General features: G+C 62.0%; 14 protein-coding genes. 7 read left to right on the top strand and 7 right to left on the bottom strand.

Annotated elements, in window-relative coordinates; all coding sequences use genetic code 11:
* Positions 1–96: 96 nt before the first annotated feature.
* From rpsO to rimP, 6 genes are all read right to left on the bottom strand, one after another.
* A complete protein-coding gene (gene rpsO / locus ACUXV1_RS11260; RefSeq protein WP_019104449.1) occupies positions 97–366 on the bottom strand; it encodes a 30S ribosomal protein S15 in 270 nt (89 codons plus the stop codon).
* Positions 367–486: 120 nt separating this feature from the next.
* A complete protein-coding gene (truB, locus tag ACUXV1_RS11255) occupies positions 487–1,410 on the bottom strand; it encodes a tRNA pseudouridine(55) synthase TruB (protein WP_337883089.1) in 924 nt (307 codons plus the stop codon).
* Positions 1,407–1,826, bottom strand: coding sequence for a 30S ribosome-binding factor RbfA (gene rbfA, locus ACUXV1_RS11250; RefSeq protein WP_446015427.1), 420 nt, complete (start codon positions 1,824–1,826; stop codon positions 1,407–1,409). Before rbfA ends, truB begins: the two co-directional genes overlap by 4 nt.
* A 169-nt stretch (positions 1,827–1,995) precedes the next feature.
* Entirely contained in the window at positions 1,996–4,923 is a 2,928-nt protein-coding gene (gene infB / locus ACUXV1_RS11245; RefSeq protein ID WP_446015426.1) for a translation initiation factor IF-2, read from the bottom strand.
* Between the two features lie 39 nt (positions 4,924–4,962).
* A complete protein-coding gene (gene nusA / locus ACUXV1_RS11240) occupies positions 4,963–6,441 on the bottom strand; it encodes a transcription termination factor NusA (protein WP_114152467.1) in 1,479 nt (492 codons plus the stop codon).
* A 52-nt stretch (positions 6,442–6,493) separates the two neighbouring features.
* On the bottom strand, positions 6,494–6,919 hold the full coding sequence (gene rimP, locus ACUXV1_RS11235; protein ID WP_043633992.1) for a ribosome maturation factor RimP: 426 nt from the start codon (positions 6,917–6,919) through the stop codon (positions 6,494–6,496).
* A 313-nt stretch (positions 6,920–7,232) separates the two neighbouring features.
* On the opposite strand from rimP, the gene ACUXV1_RS11230 reads away from it, so the two are divergent.
* The 7 genes from ACUXV1_RS11230 (at position 7,233) to ACUXV1_RS11200 (ending at position 15,597) form a co-directional block, all read left to right on the top strand.
* A complete protein-coding gene (locus ACUXV1_RS11230) occupies positions 7,233–8,915 on the top strand; it encodes a long-chain-fatty-acid--CoA ligase (protein ID WP_446015425.1) in 1,683 nt (560 codons plus the stop codon).
* Between the two features lie 131 nt (positions 8,916–9,046).
* Positions 9,047–10,174, top strand: a complete 1,128-nt coding sequence (locus ACUXV1_RS11225; RefSeq protein ID WP_231138223.1) for a PilT/PilU family type 4a pilus ATPase — start codon at positions 9,047–9,049, stop codon at positions 10,172–10,174.
* A 7-nt stretch (positions 10,175–10,181) separates the two neighbouring features.
* Positions 10,182–10,532 carry an arsenate reductase gene (locus tag ACUXV1_RS11220; RefSeq protein ID WP_081556308.1) on the top strand — a complete coding sequence of 117 codons (351 nt, stop codon included), beginning with the start codon at positions 10,182–10,184 and terminating at the stop codon, positions 10,530–10,532.
* Positions 10,529–11,662, top strand: a complete 1,134-nt coding sequence (gene dapE / locus ACUXV1_RS11215; protein ID WP_081556307.1) for a succinyl-diaminopimelate desuccinylase — start codon at positions 10,529–10,531, stop codon at positions 11,660–11,662. Before ACUXV1_RS11220 ends, dapE begins: the two co-directional genes overlap by 4 nt.
* 146 nt (positions 11,663–11,808) lie before the next feature.
* Entirely contained in the window at positions 11,809–12,438 is a 630-nt protein-coding gene (locus ACUXV1_RS11210) for a MarC family protein (RefSeq protein WP_043634009.1), read from the top strand.
* Positions 12,439–12,726: 288 nt separating this feature from the next.
* Entirely contained in the window at positions 12,727–14,088 is a 1,362-nt protein-coding gene (gene ccoG / locus ACUXV1_RS11205; protein ID WP_114152515.1) for a cytochrome c oxidase accessory protein CcoG, read from the top strand.
* Positions 14,089–14,202: 114 nt separating this feature from the next.
* Positions 14,203–15,597, top strand: a complete 1,395-nt coding sequence (locus ACUXV1_RS11200; RefSeq protein ID WP_043634016.1) for an aminotransferase-like domain-containing protein — start codon at positions 14,203–14,205, stop codon at positions 15,595–15,597.
* A 6-nt stretch (positions 15,598–15,603) separates the two neighbouring features.
* Here ACUXV1_RS11200 and ACUXV1_RS11195 read toward each other — a convergent pair whose 3' ends face one another.
* Complete coding sequence (locus ACUXV1_RS11195; protein WP_446015424.1) at positions 15,604–15,987, bottom strand: hypothetical protein; 384 nt, start codon at positions 15,985–15,987, stop codon at positions 15,604–15,606.
* Between the last annotated feature and the right edge of the window lie 33 nt (positions 15,988–16,020).

The raw sequence follows: 16,020 nt of genomic DNA, 5'->3' as shown, positions 1-16,020 counted from the left end.
TTTAGAGGCTCCCCCCGTTGTTACAGCAGTAATGCTCGCGATCTTGATGCGGCATGAAAAAGTCGCAGCACGCTGCGACTTTTCCAAAACCCAACCTTACTTGCGCAGACCCAGACGGGCGATCAATGCGCGATAGCTATCGGCATCGGTGCGCTTCAGGTAATCCAGCAGACGACGACGGCGGCTAACCAGCTTCAACAGACCACGACGGCTGTGGTGATCCTTGGTGTTGGCTTTGAAGTGCGGGGTCAGGTCGTTGATGCGAGCGGTCAACAGAGCCACTTGCACTTCGGACGAACCGGTGTCGCCTTCGCTGCGCTGGAAGTCTTTAACGATGTCTGCTTTTTGAGCGGCGGTCATTGCCATTTTGGGGTAACTCCAAATTATCAGTAGGGGTTTTTCAACCCGACAAGTGCAGCGAGCAAGCAAGGCCGAAACCCCGACAACCCATCAACACTCCGGTTGCGGCCCTAAGGCCGCCGGCGTTCAAGACGTTGCCGCCTTGCTCGCCAGGAGCCGGATCGGATGCAGGCGACCATCGTCGCGCGCCTCGCCCAGCCCCAGAAATTCCCGGCTTCCCTCGCGGTAAATCCGGAAACGCTGCATTTTCGCACATTTTTCGGCAAAACGCACGGGCTGCCCGTGCATGAATTTACCGGCTTCGTCGGCGGCCAACTCAGCTTCCGGCAGATGGCGCACTAGGATGTCCGCCGGCAGCAGCAAAGCCTCCCGCTGCGGCATGTCCAACGCCTCGATGTCGGTCAGCTGCAAGGCCTCGTCCAGCGAAAAACCGCCGGTGGCGGTACGGCGCAAACCGGTCAAATGCGCGCCGCAGCCCAAGGCTTCGCCGATGTCGCAGGCCAGGGTGCGGATATACGTGCCCTTGCTGCACAGCACCTCGATCACCGCGGTGTCGCCGTCCAGGCTGATCAGCTCCAGCCGGCGAATATTCACCCGCCGCGCCTCGCGTTCAATCTCAATGCCGGCGCGCGCATACTCGTACAAGGGCTTGCCCTGATGCTTGAGCGCCGAATACATCGGCGGCACCTGGGAGATTTCGCCTCGGAACGCCGCCATCGCCGCCAGCAAGCCCTCGCGGTCGAAAGCCACCGGGCGCTCGGACACTACCTCGCCCTCTACGTCCCCCGTGGTGGTGACCACGCCAAACTTCACCGTGGCGCGATACCCCTTGTCCGCATCCAGCAAATAGGAGGAAAACTTGGTCGCCTCGCCCAGGCACACCGGCAACAGGCCGGTGGCCAGCGGATCCAACACACCGGTATGGCCGGCCTTGGCGGCGTTCAGCAGCCAGCGCGCCTTTTGCAAGGCGCCGTTGCTGGAGATGTCGTAGGGCTTGTCGATCAGCAGCACGCCGTCTATCTGTCGGCGATTGCTGCGCGGCTTGCTCATTCCTTGCCCTCGGCGCCGTCCCCGCTGGACGGGGCTTCCTGACCGCCGAATTTTTCGGCGTCCTCGCGCACCACCTGATTGATCAGGCTGGTCATGTGCATGCCGCGCTCCACCGATTCGTCATAGACGAAATGCAGCTGCGGCGTAGTGAAGATCTTGATGCTGCGGCCCAGCTCGGAACGCAGATAACCGGCGGAGCTTTCCAGCGCCTCCTGCGTCGCTTCCCGCGTCTTCTCGTCCATCACGGTGTAGAACACCTTGGCGTGCGAGTAGTCCCGGGTCACTTGCACCAGGGTGATGGTGATCCAGCCTGCGCGCGGATCTTTCAAACCCTTGCGGGTCAGTTCCGCCAATTCGCGCTGAATCTGTTCAGCGATGCGGTCGGAACGGGAGAAACCTTTTTTGGCTTTTGCCATATCACTTCCAATCAACTTTGCGCGGCGTCGCCGCCGCTCAAGGCCACGAAACCCACGAAATGACACGGCCTGGGCCGCCATGTCATTTCGTGGTTTTCGCGGCGAAATTAAAAAAGGCGAGCGCCCGCCGACCTCACGGTCAGACCGGCGCCCGCCCCTGGCGTCTCGCTTACAGAGAGCGCGCCACTTCCACGATTTCGAACGCTTCCAGCTGGTCGCCTTCTTGGATGTCGTTGAAGTTTTTCAGCATCAGGCCGCATTCGTAGCCCTGCTTCACTTCCTTCACGTCGTCCTTGAAGCGCTTCAGGGAGTCCAGTTCGCCGGTATGCACCACCACGTGGTTGCGGATCAGACGGATCGAAGCAGTGCGCTTGATCATGCCGTCGGTCACCATGCAACCCGCGATATTGCCCACCTTGGACACCGGGATCACCTGACGGATTTCCACCGTGCCCAGGATCTGCTCTTTCTTCTCCGGAGCCAACATGCCTGACAAGGCCGCTTTCACTTCGTCCACCGCATCATAGATGATGTTGTAGTAGCGGATGTCCACGCCTTCGCTCTCCGCCAGCTTGCGGGCGGCGGCGTCGGCACGGGTGTTGAAGCCGATCACGATGGCCTTGGAGGCGATCGCCAGGTTGACGTCGGATTCCGAGATGCCGCCCACGCCGGAGTGCAGGATGCCCACGCGCACTTCGTCGGTGGACAGCTTTTGCAAGCTGCCGGCCAGCGCTTCGTAAGAACCTTGCATATCGGCCTTGATGATGATGGACAGGGTTTGCACCTCGCCCTCCGCCATCTGCGCGAACATATTTTCCAGCTTGGCCGCCTGCTGCTTGGCCAGACGCACGTCGCGGAACTTGCCGGCGCGGAACAAGGCGATTTCACGCGCCTTCTTCTCGTCGGTCAGCACCATCGCGTCCTCGCCGGCCTGCGGCACGTCGGACAGACCCAGGATTTCCACCGGAATCGCCGGACCGGCGGATTCGATGGCCTTGCCGTTTTCGTCCATCATGGCGCGAACGCGACCGAAAGCGGTGCCAGCCAGTACCACGTCGCCCTTCTTCAGGGTGCCGGACTGCACCAGCAGCGTGGCCACCGGGCCGCGGCCCTTGTCGAGGCGAGCCTCGACGATGATGCCCTTGGCCGGGGCGTCCACCGGAGCTTTCAGCTCCAGGACTTCGGCTTGCAGCAGAATGGCTTCCAGCAGCGCGTCGATGTTCAGGCCCATCTTGGCCGACACTTCAACGAACTGGGTGTCGCCGCCCCAGTCTTCCGGCACCACTTCGTGCGATACCAGTTCCTGGCGGATGCGCTCTACGTTGGCGCCCTGCTTGTCGATCTTGTTCACCGCCACCACCATCGGCACCTTGGCCGCTTTGGCATGGTGAATGGCTTCGATGGTTTGCGGCATCACGCCGTCATCGGCCGCCACCACCAGCACCACGATGTCGGTGGCTTTGGCGCCGCGGGCACGCATCGCGGTAAACGCTTCGTGACCCGGGGTATCCAGGAAGGTGATCATGCCGCGCGGGGTTTCCACGTGGTAGGCGCCGATGTGCTGGGTAATGCCGCCGGCTTCGCCCGCGGCGACCTTGGCGCGGCGGATGTAGTCCAGCAGCGAGGTCTTGCCGTGGTCGACGTGACCCATCACGGTCACCACCGGGGAGCGCGGCAACTCGGTCATTTCCACGGTTTCGCCGCCGCCCAGCTCCAGATAGGCTTCCGGATCGTCGGCCTGAGCCGCCTTCGGCACATGACCCATTTCTTCCACCACGATCATCGCGGTTTCCTGGTCCAGCACCTGGTTGATGGTCACCATCATGCCCATCTTCATCAGCGCTTTGATGACCTCAACGGCCTTAACGGCCATCTTGTGCGCCAAGTCGGCAACGGAAATGGTTTCCGGTACCAGCACTTCGTGCACGATAGGTTCAGTCGGCGCTTGGAAAGCGTGCTGATTGTTCTGCTTGTGACGGTTTTTGCCGCCGCGGGATTTCCAGTCGTTGCCGGCATCGCCGCCCTTGGTCCTCAGACCGCGGCCGCCCTTCTTGCCTTCATCCCAGCGATCGCCGCCCTTCTTGTTGCCGCCGCCCTTCTTGGCGTCGGGACGGCCGGCCACCGTGGCCGGAACCACAGGAGCGCCGGGCGCGCCGGCTGCAGCCGGACGCGGACCGCGGTTGTCGCCCGCCGGACGCGGACCACGGTTATCGCCTGCCGGGCGCGGGCCACGATTGTCGCCAGCCGGGCGCGGACCGCGGTTGTCGCCTGCCGGGCGCGGGCCGCGATTGTCGCCCGTCGGGCGCGGACCGCGGTTGTCGCCTGCCGGACGACGATCGTCGCGGCGCGGTTCGTCACGGCGCGCCGGCTCCGCGGCGCGTACCGGCTCGGGAGCCGGCGGCGGCGGAGGCGGCTGCAGCGCGGCCTGGCGGGCAGCCTGACGGCGTTCTTCGCGCTCGATCTTCTCGCGCATCAGCGCTTCCTGACGGGCGCGGAACGCGGCTTGACGCTTTTCTTCCGCTTCGCGGGCGGCAATCTCTTCCGGGGTCAGGATGGACGCCACGGTGGGACGCTGCGCCGGCGCGGCCGGCTTGGGAGCGGCCGGCTTGGCGGCTTCCTGGCGCGGCGCTTCCGCCGGCTTGGACTCGGGCTTGGCTTCCGCCGCTTTCGGAGCGGGTTCCGGCTTAGGCTCGGGCTTGGCTTCCGCTTTCGGCTCGGGCTTGGCCTCTACCACCGGCGCCGGTTCCGGCGCCTTCACCGGCTCGGCCGGGCGGGATTCCGCCGCGGCGGCGGGCTGAGCCGCGGACGCCTCTTCCGGGCGCACCACGAAACGCTTCTTGCGAGTCTCCACCTTGACGGTGCTGCCGTCGGCGGTCTTGATCTCGCTGGTAGACTTGCGCGTCAGGGCGATGCGCGACTCTTCGTCGCGCGCGCCGTGGGAACGCTTCAGATAGTCTAGAAGCTGGGTCTTGTCTTGCGCGGATAGCGCGTCATCCGGCGAACGCTTGCTCACGCCCGCCGCGCCCAGCTGCTCCAGCAGGCGCTCCGGGGTGAGATTCAGCTCACTGGCAAATTGTTTTACGTTTGTCAAAACCATGCGTCTTCCCAAATTCTGTAAATTCTTTCCGGACAGGCCTTACTGGTCGAACCAGTGCTCGCGCGCCTTCATGATGACGGCGCGGGCGGTCTCGGCTTCCATGCCGGTCATGTCCACCAGATCGTCCACGGCCAAATCGGCCAGGTCGTCGCGGGTGATCACGCCGCCTTCGGCCAGCTTGCGAACCAGCTCGGCGTCCAGGCCCTCGATATCGCGCAGGCCATCGGAAACGCTTTCCACCTTTTCTTCGGACGCAATAGCCTGTGTTAAAAGAGCGTCACGTGCGCGGCTGCGCAGATCGTTGACCAGCTCCTCGTCAAACCCTTCAATCTCCAGCATTTCCGCAATTGGCACATAAGCCACTTCTTCCAAAGCGGCAAAGCCTTCTTGCACCAGTACGGTGGCGACATCCTCGCTCACGCCCAGGGCGCTCACGAACAGATCCCGCACGGCGGCGTCTTCCGCCTGGTGCTTCTCTTCAGCCTCGGCAACGGTCATGATGTTGAGGTACCAGCCGGTCAATTCGGCGGCCAGCTTGACGTTCTGGCCGCTACGGCCGATGGCCAGCGCCAGCTGTTCCTCTTCCACCACCACGTCCATGCTGTGGTTGTCTTCATCCACCATGATGCGGCTGACCTCGGCCGGCGACAGCGCGTTGATCACGAACTGAGCCGGTTCCGGCGCCCACAGCACGATGTCGATGCGCTCGCCGCCCAGCTCCTGGCTGACCGACTGAACGCGCGAACCGCGCATGCCGATGCAGGTGCCCTGCGGGTCGATGCGCGCGTCGTTGGCTTTAACCGCGATCTTGGCGCGCATGCCGGCATCGCGCACGGCGGCCTTGATCTCCAGCAGGCCTTCGTCGATTTCCGGCACTTCCAGCTCAAACAGCTTGGTCAAGAAATCCGGAGAGGTGCGCGACAGCACCAGCTGCGGGCCGCGACCCAAACGATCGATGCGCAACAGGAAGGCCTTGACGCGGTCGCCCACGCGCAGGTTTTCCTTGGGGATCATCTGATCGCGCGGCAGCACCGCTTCCAGCTTGCCGCATTCTACGATGGCGTTGCCCCGCTCGATGCGCTTGATGGTGCCGGTCACAAGGTGCTCGCGGCGCTGCAGGAACTCGTTCAGCAGCTGCTCGCGCTCAGCGTCGCGGATGCGTTGCAGGATCACTTGTTTGGCGGTTTGAGCGCCGATACGGCCAAACTCCACCGCTTCCATCGGTTCCTCGATGAACGCGCCCACTTCAATGCGCGGATCGCGCTCACGCGCGTCGATTACGCCGATTTCCTTGCTTTCCGATTCCAGCAGCTCGTCCTCCACCACCAACCAGCGGCGGAAGGTCTGGTATTGGCCGCTGTGACGGTCGATTTCGACGCGCACGTCCATCTCGTCATCGGTAAACTTTTTCTTGGTTGCCGAGGCAAGCGCCATCTCAAGGGCGGAAAACACCACATCCTTGCTGACATTCTTTTCGCTCGCCAGGGCATCCACCAGCAACAAAATCTCGCGACTCATTCATTCCTCTCCGATTTTTGTCCTTTTGCGTGGCTTTATGGCCGTCCAGACATCAAAACTCAGGCTCCAGCCTGGCTTTGTCGATATTGGCAAACGGAATTGCCACGATACGGCCATCCACATCCAGCTTCACAGAGTCTTCCTCGACCCCGGCAAGACGACCGGTAAATTTCTTCTGCTGCTCGATCGGCATGCGCGTCTTGATCTTGGCAAGCTTTCCGGCGAAGCGGACGAAATCAGCCTCTTTCTTCAGCGGACGGTCCAAGCCCGGCGAAGATACTTCGAGTCGCTCGTAGTCGATGTTCTCGACCATGAAAAGGCGGGTAAAGTGATTGCTCACCTGGACGCAATCTTCCACGGTGATGCCACCCGGCTTGTCGATAAAAACGCGAAAACCGCCCCCCGGGGTCATTTCGAAATCGACCAACTCATAGCCGAGACCCGGCAGGGTGCTGTCCAGCAGCAAACGAACATCCATTGCTTTTTCCACAAATAAAAAATGGGCGAAACGCCCATCCCTAACCGACGCGATTGTAACCTATTCCATTGAAAAAGAAAACCGGCGAACCACCCGCCGCCAACGGACTCGGGCGGCTGTTTGCGCCGGACTTCTTTGCGAGCGGTTCTAGTTACGGTACATTACCGGGCACTCAAACAGCAGTTTGACGTCATGAGCGGCCAAGCCGCCGCGACATAACAAATATTATAGTTACCAAAAGGTACGATGCCCGCCGGCGCGCGACACGCTGGCGCGACTCTCGTTAACCAGCACGATGGAGAAACCGGGATTTATGGAAAAGGTGTGGCTCAAAAACTACCAGCCGGGCGTAGCTCACGAAATCGACATCAATCAGTTTCAATCCGTGGTCGAGGTTTTCGACCGCAGCGTAAAAAAATTCCATGACCGTCCCGCTCTGGCCTGCATGGGCAAAGAGCTCAGCTACCGCGAGATGGATCAGCTCTCCGGTCAGTTCGCCTCCTATTTGCAGCATGAGCTGAAGCTCCAGAAGGGCGACCGCGTGGCGGTGATGATGCCCAATCTGCTGCAATATCCGATTGCGGTGTTCGGCACCCTGCGCGCCGGCGGCACCGTGGTCAACGTCAACCCGCTGTACACCCCGCGCGAGCTGGAGCACCAGTTGAAGGATTCCGGCGCGGAAACCATCGTGATTTTGGAAAACTTCGCCAATGTGCTGGAGCAAGTGCTGCCGCGCACCCAGGTCAAGCACGTGATCGTGGCCTCCATCGGCGAGATGCTGGGCTTCGCCAAGGGCATGCTGGTCAATTTTGTGGTGCGCAAGGTCAAGAAAATGGTGCCGCCGTGGCGCCTGCCCGGCCATGTCCGCTTCAGCGACGCCCTGTCCCGCGGCGCGCGCTCGCCCTACCGCCCGGTGCAGCTGGGCCATGACGACATCGCCTTCCTGCAATACACCGGCGGCACCACCGGCGTCTCCAAGGGCGCAATGCTGCTGCATCGCAATATCGTCGCCAATATGCTGCAGGCGGGCGAATGGGTGAAGCCGGTTATTCGTCCGGGGCAAGAGATCATCGTCACCGCGCTGCCGCTCTATCACATCTTCTCGCTGACAGCCAACCTTATGGTGTTCACCGAGGTGGGGGCGCTCAACATCCTGATCACCAATCCGCGCGACATCCCTGGCTTCATCAAGGAAATGGGCAAGTACCCGGTTACCTGCATGACGGGGGTCAACACCCTGTTCAACGCGCTGCTGAACAATCCCGAGTTCGCCAAGCTGAACTTCTCCACCTGGCGCCTGGCGCTGGGCGGCGGCATGGCGGTGCAAAAAGCGGTGGCGGACAAGTGGAAACAAGTGACCGGCGTCACCCTGGTGGAAGCCTACGGCCTGACCGAAGCCAGCCCGGCCGTGTGCATGAACCCTCTGGACCTCCCCGCCTACAACGGCGCCATCGGCGTGCCGGTGCCCTCCACCGAGATGCAACTGCGCGACGCGAACGGCAATGAAGTGGCGCCCGGCGAACAGGGCGAGCTGTGCATCCGCGGCCCTCAGGTGATGAAAGGCTATTGGAACCGCCCGGACGAAACCGCCAAGGTGCTGAGCCCTGACGGCTTCCTCGCCACGGGCGACATGGCCATGCTGACCCCGGACGGCTTCGTTAAACTGGTAGACCGCAAAAAGGACATGATTCTGGTATCCGGCTTCAATGTTTACCCCAACGAGATCGAAGACGTGGTGGCCGGCCACGCCGGGGTGCTGGAAGTGGCCTGCATCGGCGTGCCGGACGACAAGTCCGGCGAAGTGGTCAAAGTGTTCGTGGTGCGCAAAGACCGCGCACTGACGGAAAAGGACATCATCCAGCATTGCCGCGACAACCTCACCGGTTACAAAGTGCCCAAGCTGGTGGAGTTCCGCGACGAACTGCCCAAGACCAATGTCGGCAAGATTCTGCGCCGCGCGCTGCGGGACGAAAACAACAGCGTCAAATCCGCCTGACGCATGCCGACACCATGAAATCGCCGCCGCCCGTCCTGTCGGGCGGCGTTTTTTTTGGACGCGAGACGGCTACACTTTAAAAAACCGTTTTATTGATAAACCTTGCCGCTTCCGGGTGCACGATTATGTTGATGCTGCCGTTTTTCAAATTGATGGCCGAACGCCGCGCCAGCGATCTGTTCTTCACCAGCTTCTCTCCGCCGATGATCAAGCAGAACGGAGAACTGCTGCCGCTGAATGAAAAACCGCTAACCGCGGACATGGTCAAGCAACTGGCCTACAGCTTGATGAGCGAAGAGGAGATAAGCGTCTTCGAGCAGGAGCGGGAAATGAATCTGGGCCATCCCGTGCCCGGCCTCGGCAGTTTCCGCATCAATATCTTTTGGCAGCGCGGCTCGGTGGGCATGGTAGTGCGCTACATCCTGCCCAATATTCCTTCGTTGGATCACTTGCAGCTGCCGCCGATACTCAGCGAACTGATCAAGCTCAAACGCGGCCTGATCCTGGTGGTAGGCTCCACCGGCTCCGGCAAAAGCTCCACCGTGGCGGCGATGCTGCAAACCCGCAACCAGACCATGAGCGGCCACATCCTCACTGTGGAGGACCCGATCGAGTTTCTGTTCCGCCACGACAAATCCATCGTTAACCAGCGCGAGGTGGGCTTCGACACCCTCTCCTATGCCCGCGCGCTGAAGAACGCGATGCGCGAGGCGCCGGACGTGCTGATGATAGGCGAGATCCGCGATCCCGAAACCCTGACCCAGGCGGTCACTTACGCCCAGTCCGGCCATCTGTGTATTTCCACGCTGCACGGCAACAACAGCTATCACATGCTGAGCCGAGTCATCAATTTCTTCCCGGCGGAAAGCCGCGCCGCCTTGTTGATGGACCTCTCCTCCGCGCTGAAGGCAGTGGTTTCGCAGCGCTTGATTCCCACCGTGGACGGCGCCCGAGTGCCGGCAATTGAAATCCTGATCAACACCCCGCGCATTTCGGAGTTGATCCGAAACGGAGAGATAGACAAAATCAAGGAAGCCATCGAAAACAGCATGAGCGATGGCTCGCAAACCTTCGAACAGGCGTTGTACCGGCTCTACAGCACGGGACGCATCAGCCTGGACGAGGCCCTGAGAAACGCCGACTCGCCCACCAACCTGTACTGGTTGATCAATCAGAGCAAGGAAAAAGCGGCGAGCGGCGACGATAAGCAAGCCGGCGGCGAGCCGCCAAGCTTCGACAGCATCAAACTGGACCTGTAACCCACCCATGATTACTCTTTACGGCATCCCCAACTGCAGCACCGTCAAAAAAGCGCGCCAATGGCTCAGCGACAACGGCCTCGACTACCACTTCCATGATTTCAAGAAACAAGGCGCGGACGCCGCCAGCCTGGAACGCTGGGCCGCCGCGGTCGGCCTCGCCAAGCTGATCAACCGCCAGGGCACCACTTGGCGCCAGCTGCCGGACGAGGTCAAGGCCGGCGCCGATCAACTGCCGGCCGCGCTGGCCTTGATGCAGGCCAATCCCTCAGTGATCAAACGCCCGGTGCTGGACGCAAACGGCAAGATCAGCGTCGGCTTCGTCGAAGCCGACTGGGCGGAGCGCCTGCTGAAATGAGCGCAACCCTGGAACTGGCGCGGCAACTGATCCGGCTGGACTCAGTCACCCCTCGCGACCAAGGCTGTCAGGAACTGATGATAGCCCGGCTGGAAGCCATCGGCTTTCGCGTGGAACGCATGCGCTTCGGCGACGTCGATAATTTCTGGGCGCGCCGCGGCGGCGACGGCCCGCTGGTCTGCTTCGCCGGCCACACCGATGTAGTACCCACCGGCCCGCTGGAACAATGGGACAGCCCGCCCTTCGAACCCACTGTCCGCAACGGCTTGCTCTACGGCCGCGGCGCCGCCGACATGAAAGCCTCGCTGGCGGCCTTCGTCACCGCCTGCGAAGACTTTGTCGCCCACCACCCCGGACACCCCGGCTCCATCGCCCTCTTGATCACCTCGGACGAGGAAGGCGTGGCGGTGGACGGCAGCGTTAAGGTAGTGGACGCACTGGAAGCGCGTGGCGAAACCATAGACTATTGCATCGTCGGAGAACCCACTTCGGACCAAGCTCTGGGCGACACCATCAAAAACGGCCGCCGCGGCTCACTGTCCGGTCAGTTGATCGTGCATGGCATCCAGGGGCACATCGCCTACCCGCATCTGGCCAAAAACCCGGTGCATCTGATGGCGCCGGCGCTGGCGGAACTGGCGGCGACGCGCTGGGATGAGGGCAACGCCTTTTTCCCGCCCACCAGCTGGCAGGTCTCCAACATCCACGCTGGCACCGGCGCAAGCAACATCATCCCCGGCCATTGCGAAATTCGCTTTAACTTCCGCTTCTCGCCGGAGAGCAGCGCGGAATCGCTGAAGGAGCGGGTCTGCGCCATTCTGGACCGCCACGGCCTCGGCTACGAACTGCACTGGCAGTTGTCCGGCCAGCCCTTCCTGACCCAGCCGGGCAAGCTTACCGATGCCCTCGGCCGCGCCATCGCCGCCGTCGCCGGCCGCCAGGCCGAACTATCCACCACTGGAGGCACCTCCGACGGCCGCTTCATCAAACGCATCGCGCGCGAACTGGTGGAGTTCGGCCCGGTCAACGCCACCATCCACAAGCTGAACGAATGCGTGGAAGTGGCCGACATCGAGCCGCTGTCCGCAATTTACCGCCGCACGCTGGAGCAATTGCTGAACACGGACTGAGCTGAATTCCGGCTATGCTGAAACCGGTTGCGCCCAATTGGGCCAACCGGTTTTTTACGTGGAGACGCTCCTGTCTGACGCAGTGCCGACGCTTCCCGTCTCCCGCCTGAATGCGCAGTCCTCCAGCGAAAGGTATGATCCGAACCATGGAAGTCGAAATCGCAAAAATATTCATCGCGCTGCTGGTGCTGGTCAATCCGCTGGGCGCCATCCCCATCTTCATTAGCCTGACGCCCACCTCCAATCAATTGGAGCGCAAGAAGATCGCCAAGACCACGGCCATTGCCGTGGCCATCGTGCTCTGCCTGTTCGCCGTCGTCGGAGAGACCTTGCTGCGCTTTCTCGGCATCAGCGTCGGCTCCTTCCAGGTGGGCGGCGGCCTGCTGGTGATGCTGATCGCCATCGCGCTGATGAACGCCAAGCCGGGCCCCACCAAAACCACCAAGGTGGAGCGCGAGGAGGCGGAAAGCAAGACCAATATCGCCGTGGTGCCCTTGGCGATTCCGCTGATGACTGGGCCGGGCACCATCTCCACCGTGATCATCTATGCGACCACGGCTTCGTCATGGGTACAGGTGATTTACCTTTTGGTAAGCAGTTTGCTGGTGGCCATCACCTGCTACGGCGCGCTGGTGCTGGCCTCGCCGCTGTCGCGCCTGCTGGGACAGACCGGCATCAATATCGTCAACCGAGTGATGGGCATGCTGCTGGCCGCGGTGTCGGTGGAAATCATTGTAGACGGGATTTATCGTCTTTTCCCGCAGCTTGCCAGATAAAATCCCGTAAACCCCACAAACTCGGCAGGTTTATTGTGCGGAGGCCATCAGCACAGTCTCACGCATCCAATACAGCATGAAGCGGGATCGGCCAGTGGAAGCACCCGTTTCATGCATGGAAAACTCATTGTTTTCAATTGAAGTTTCCCCAAATACCCGTCAAGCCCCAGCCCTGATCTGTATATAGACAGACTGCGCTGTATACACATTTTCAAGAGCAACTGTTCATTGTTTGTACCGATCCCAAGCAGTACTAATAAGGGGTTTTCATCCAATGGTCATTTTGCCATGTCTAGCCAGCAAGCCGTCCCCATCAAAATCTATCCGCGCCTGACCACCGGCCGCTTCAACAATGTTCGGGTGTTCATGGTTCTCGCCACCCAACTGGTGTTCTTCGGCCTGCCTTGGTTGCAGTGGAACGGCAGGCAGGCTGTGCACCTGGACCTGGAACAACACCGTTTCCTGATTTTCGGCCTCACTTTCTGGCCGCAGGATTTCATCTTTTTCGCCGCCTTGTTGGTGATCTGCGCGCTGGGCTTGTTCTTGTGGACCGCGCTGGCGGGCCGGCTTTGGTGCGGTTACAGCTGCCCGCAGACAGTCTACACCCAGATCATGTTGTGGATCGAACGGCTGACCCTGGGCGATCACAACGCGCGCCGCAAGCTGGACGCCGCGCCGATGAGCGTCAACAAATTCACGCGCAAAACGCTGGCGCATGGACTGATGGGTCTGTTCTCGCTGATCACCGGCTTTACCCTGGTGGGCTACTTCACCCCCGTGCGCGAACTGGCCGCCGCCGCGCCCAGCCTGGCCTACGGCCCGTGGGAAAGCTTCTGGATACTGTTCTACGGCGGCTTCACCTGGCTGCTGGCCGGCGTGCTGCGCGAGAAAGTCTGCCTGCACATGTGCCCGTACGCCCGCTTCCAGGGCGCAATGTTCGACAACGACACCCTGATCATCTCCTACGACAACCGCCGCGGCGAACCGCGCGGCAAAAGCAAGCAAGCGGCGGACAAGGCGCGCGGCAGCTGCATTGATTGCGGCATCTGCGTGCAGGTTTGCCCCACCGGCATCGACATCCGCAACGGCCTGCAATACGAGTGCATAGGCTGCGCCGCCTGTATCGACGCCTGCGACCAGGTCATGGACAAGATCCATGCGCCGCGCGGGCTGATCCGCTACACCAGCGCCGCCGCGCTGGAAGCCGCCGGCAAGCCCAACCGCCCCAGCAGCAGTCATCGCCCGCGAGTCATCGTTTACTCCAGCCTACTGGCCGGCATCATCGCTCTGTCCACCACCGCGCTGATCTTGAAAAAACCGTTCAAAGTGGATGTGCTGCGTGATCGCGCGGTTCTGGTGCGCGCCACCGACGACGGCCTGCTGGAAAACAGCTACAACCTGAAGCTGATCAACACCAGCGAACAGGCGCAGCGCTTCAAGATCCAAGTGGAAGGCCTGCCCAGCCTGAGGCTGGACAAGCCCGGACAGGTGGTCGAAGTCGCGCCCACCCAGACAGAGACCGTCACCGTGCGGGTGCAGGCCGAGCCCGAGCACGCCACTCGAGGCGCGCACGACATCTACTTTGTGGTCAGCTCGCTGAGCCATGACGGTAGTATGATCAGGGAAAAATCCAGCTTCATCGGCGAATGAATCTAGGATCCGCCGACGTTTTTTCAGCGCAACGCAAACATCGGCGATCCTAGGCAGTCCATCAGGAGTCAAACCGCGGCGCAACGCCGCCGCGGTCCAACCGCCAGGAATACAATGAGCAAGACCAGTCAACTGAGCCAGCGCTTTCGCCATGCCATCGAGCAAGGCCATCTGCGCCCCGGCGATCGCATGCCTTCGCTGCGCAAACTGTGCCTGGACCACAAGGTCAGCATCACCACCGCCCAACGCGCCTACGCCGAATTGGAGAAACAAGGCCTGATCGAATCCCTCCCCCGCTCCGGCTTCCGGGTGCTGGGTCTGTCTTCGCTGTCGCTGCGCCAAGCGCCGCCGCTGCCGGACCACCCTGGGGAGTTCCGCGCCGAGCACCTGACCATGGCGCTGCCCATGCCTTGGGGCTGCCCGTTCATGAACCCGGTGCTGATCAACACCACGCCGCTGACCCGCGCGCTGACCCGCGCGCTCAGCGATTACCGCTACGCGCTGTCCAGCACCGACAGCGAAGGCTACGAAGGCTTGCGCCGAGAATTGGCGCTGCGCTACCTGGCCCAGGGCGTGGAGCTGGACGGCGAGGAAATGCTGATCACCTGCGGCGGTATGGAGGCGCTGAACCTGGCGATCCGCTCGGTGGCCCGCCTCAGCGGCAGCGACTGCATGCTGGTGATCACTCCGGCCTTCCCGCCCATCTTCGAACAATTGGAACACCTGGAACTGCGCGCCGTCGGCTTCAACTGCCCGCCAGGGCAGCCGCTGGACCTGGAACGACTGGAGGCGCTGCTGATCCAGCACCAGCCGGCCGGCATCATCGCCATGCCCAATTTCCAGCACCCCACCGGCCAGGTGATGAGCGATTCGCAAAAAGCCGCGCTGCTGGCGCTGGCGGAGCGTCACCGCGTGCCCATCATCGAGGACGACACCTATCGCGAGCTGTACTTCGGCGAAGGCGCGCCGCTGCCGCTCAAAGCTTTTGACCAGCGCGGCAGCGTGCTGCACTGCTCCTCCTTCAGCAAATCGCTGGCACCCGGCTATCGCGTGGGCTGGATCGCAGCAGGACGTTTCCGGGACAGCATCCTGGGCCTCAAGCTATGCAGTTCGCTGGCCACGCCGCTGCCCAGCCAGATGGCGCTGGCCCGGCTGCTGGCCGGCGGCCATCACGAGGATATGCTCAGCCTGCTGCGCCAGCGCCTGCAAAACAATCTGGCCGCGCTGCAACAGCAAATCGCCGCTCACTTCCCCGCAGACTGCCGGGTGGCCAGGCCTCAAGGGGGCTACTTCCTGTGGGTGGAGCTGCCGCCCGGCATAGACTGTCGCCGGCTGCTGCCGATGGCGATGCAACAAGGGCTGCACTTCGCGCCGTCACAGATGTTCCACACCCCGGGGCAGGACACCGGCAACGCGATGCGGCTGAACTTCAGCTTCTTCGATCCGCTGCAACATCGTTCCGGCGTGCCGCTGCTGGCCGAGCTGCTCAGCCCGACCAAGGTACGCTAAGCCTCGTCAGGCCCGGCCACGCGCTGGGCCAAGTGCTTGCGCTGCCCCAGAAGGGGCAGCAGCAAGGCGCGGACAACAAGGGGGGATGGACAGGGCGAGGAAAAAACCGTTCCAGCCCCAAACATCGATCACCTTGGCCAAGAGATAGCCGGACAAAGCCGCGCCCAAATCGCCGAACGCGCCGATAAAACCGGTGCGGCGCGCGCCGAACTCCTCGCCCAGCCCCCCGTGGTCTGGATAGCGCAGCAGGATGCGCTCGCGCAGCTTTGGCTCAATCACAAGATCCAGCCGGGTTATCAGGGCGTGGTCCGGTTTGAATTGCGAACTCCAGTCAGGACGGGAAGCCAGCAAGCCGCGGCTGCCCACCACCCGTTCCCGAGCGAAGCTCAACCACTACCCTTGGGAATACCGCATCATTCAAAC

This window comes from Chromobacterium sp. W521 (assembly GCF_052805975.1).
Note: the sequence above shows the minus strand (reverse complement) of the source record. Positions and strands in the feature narration are given on the sequence as shown.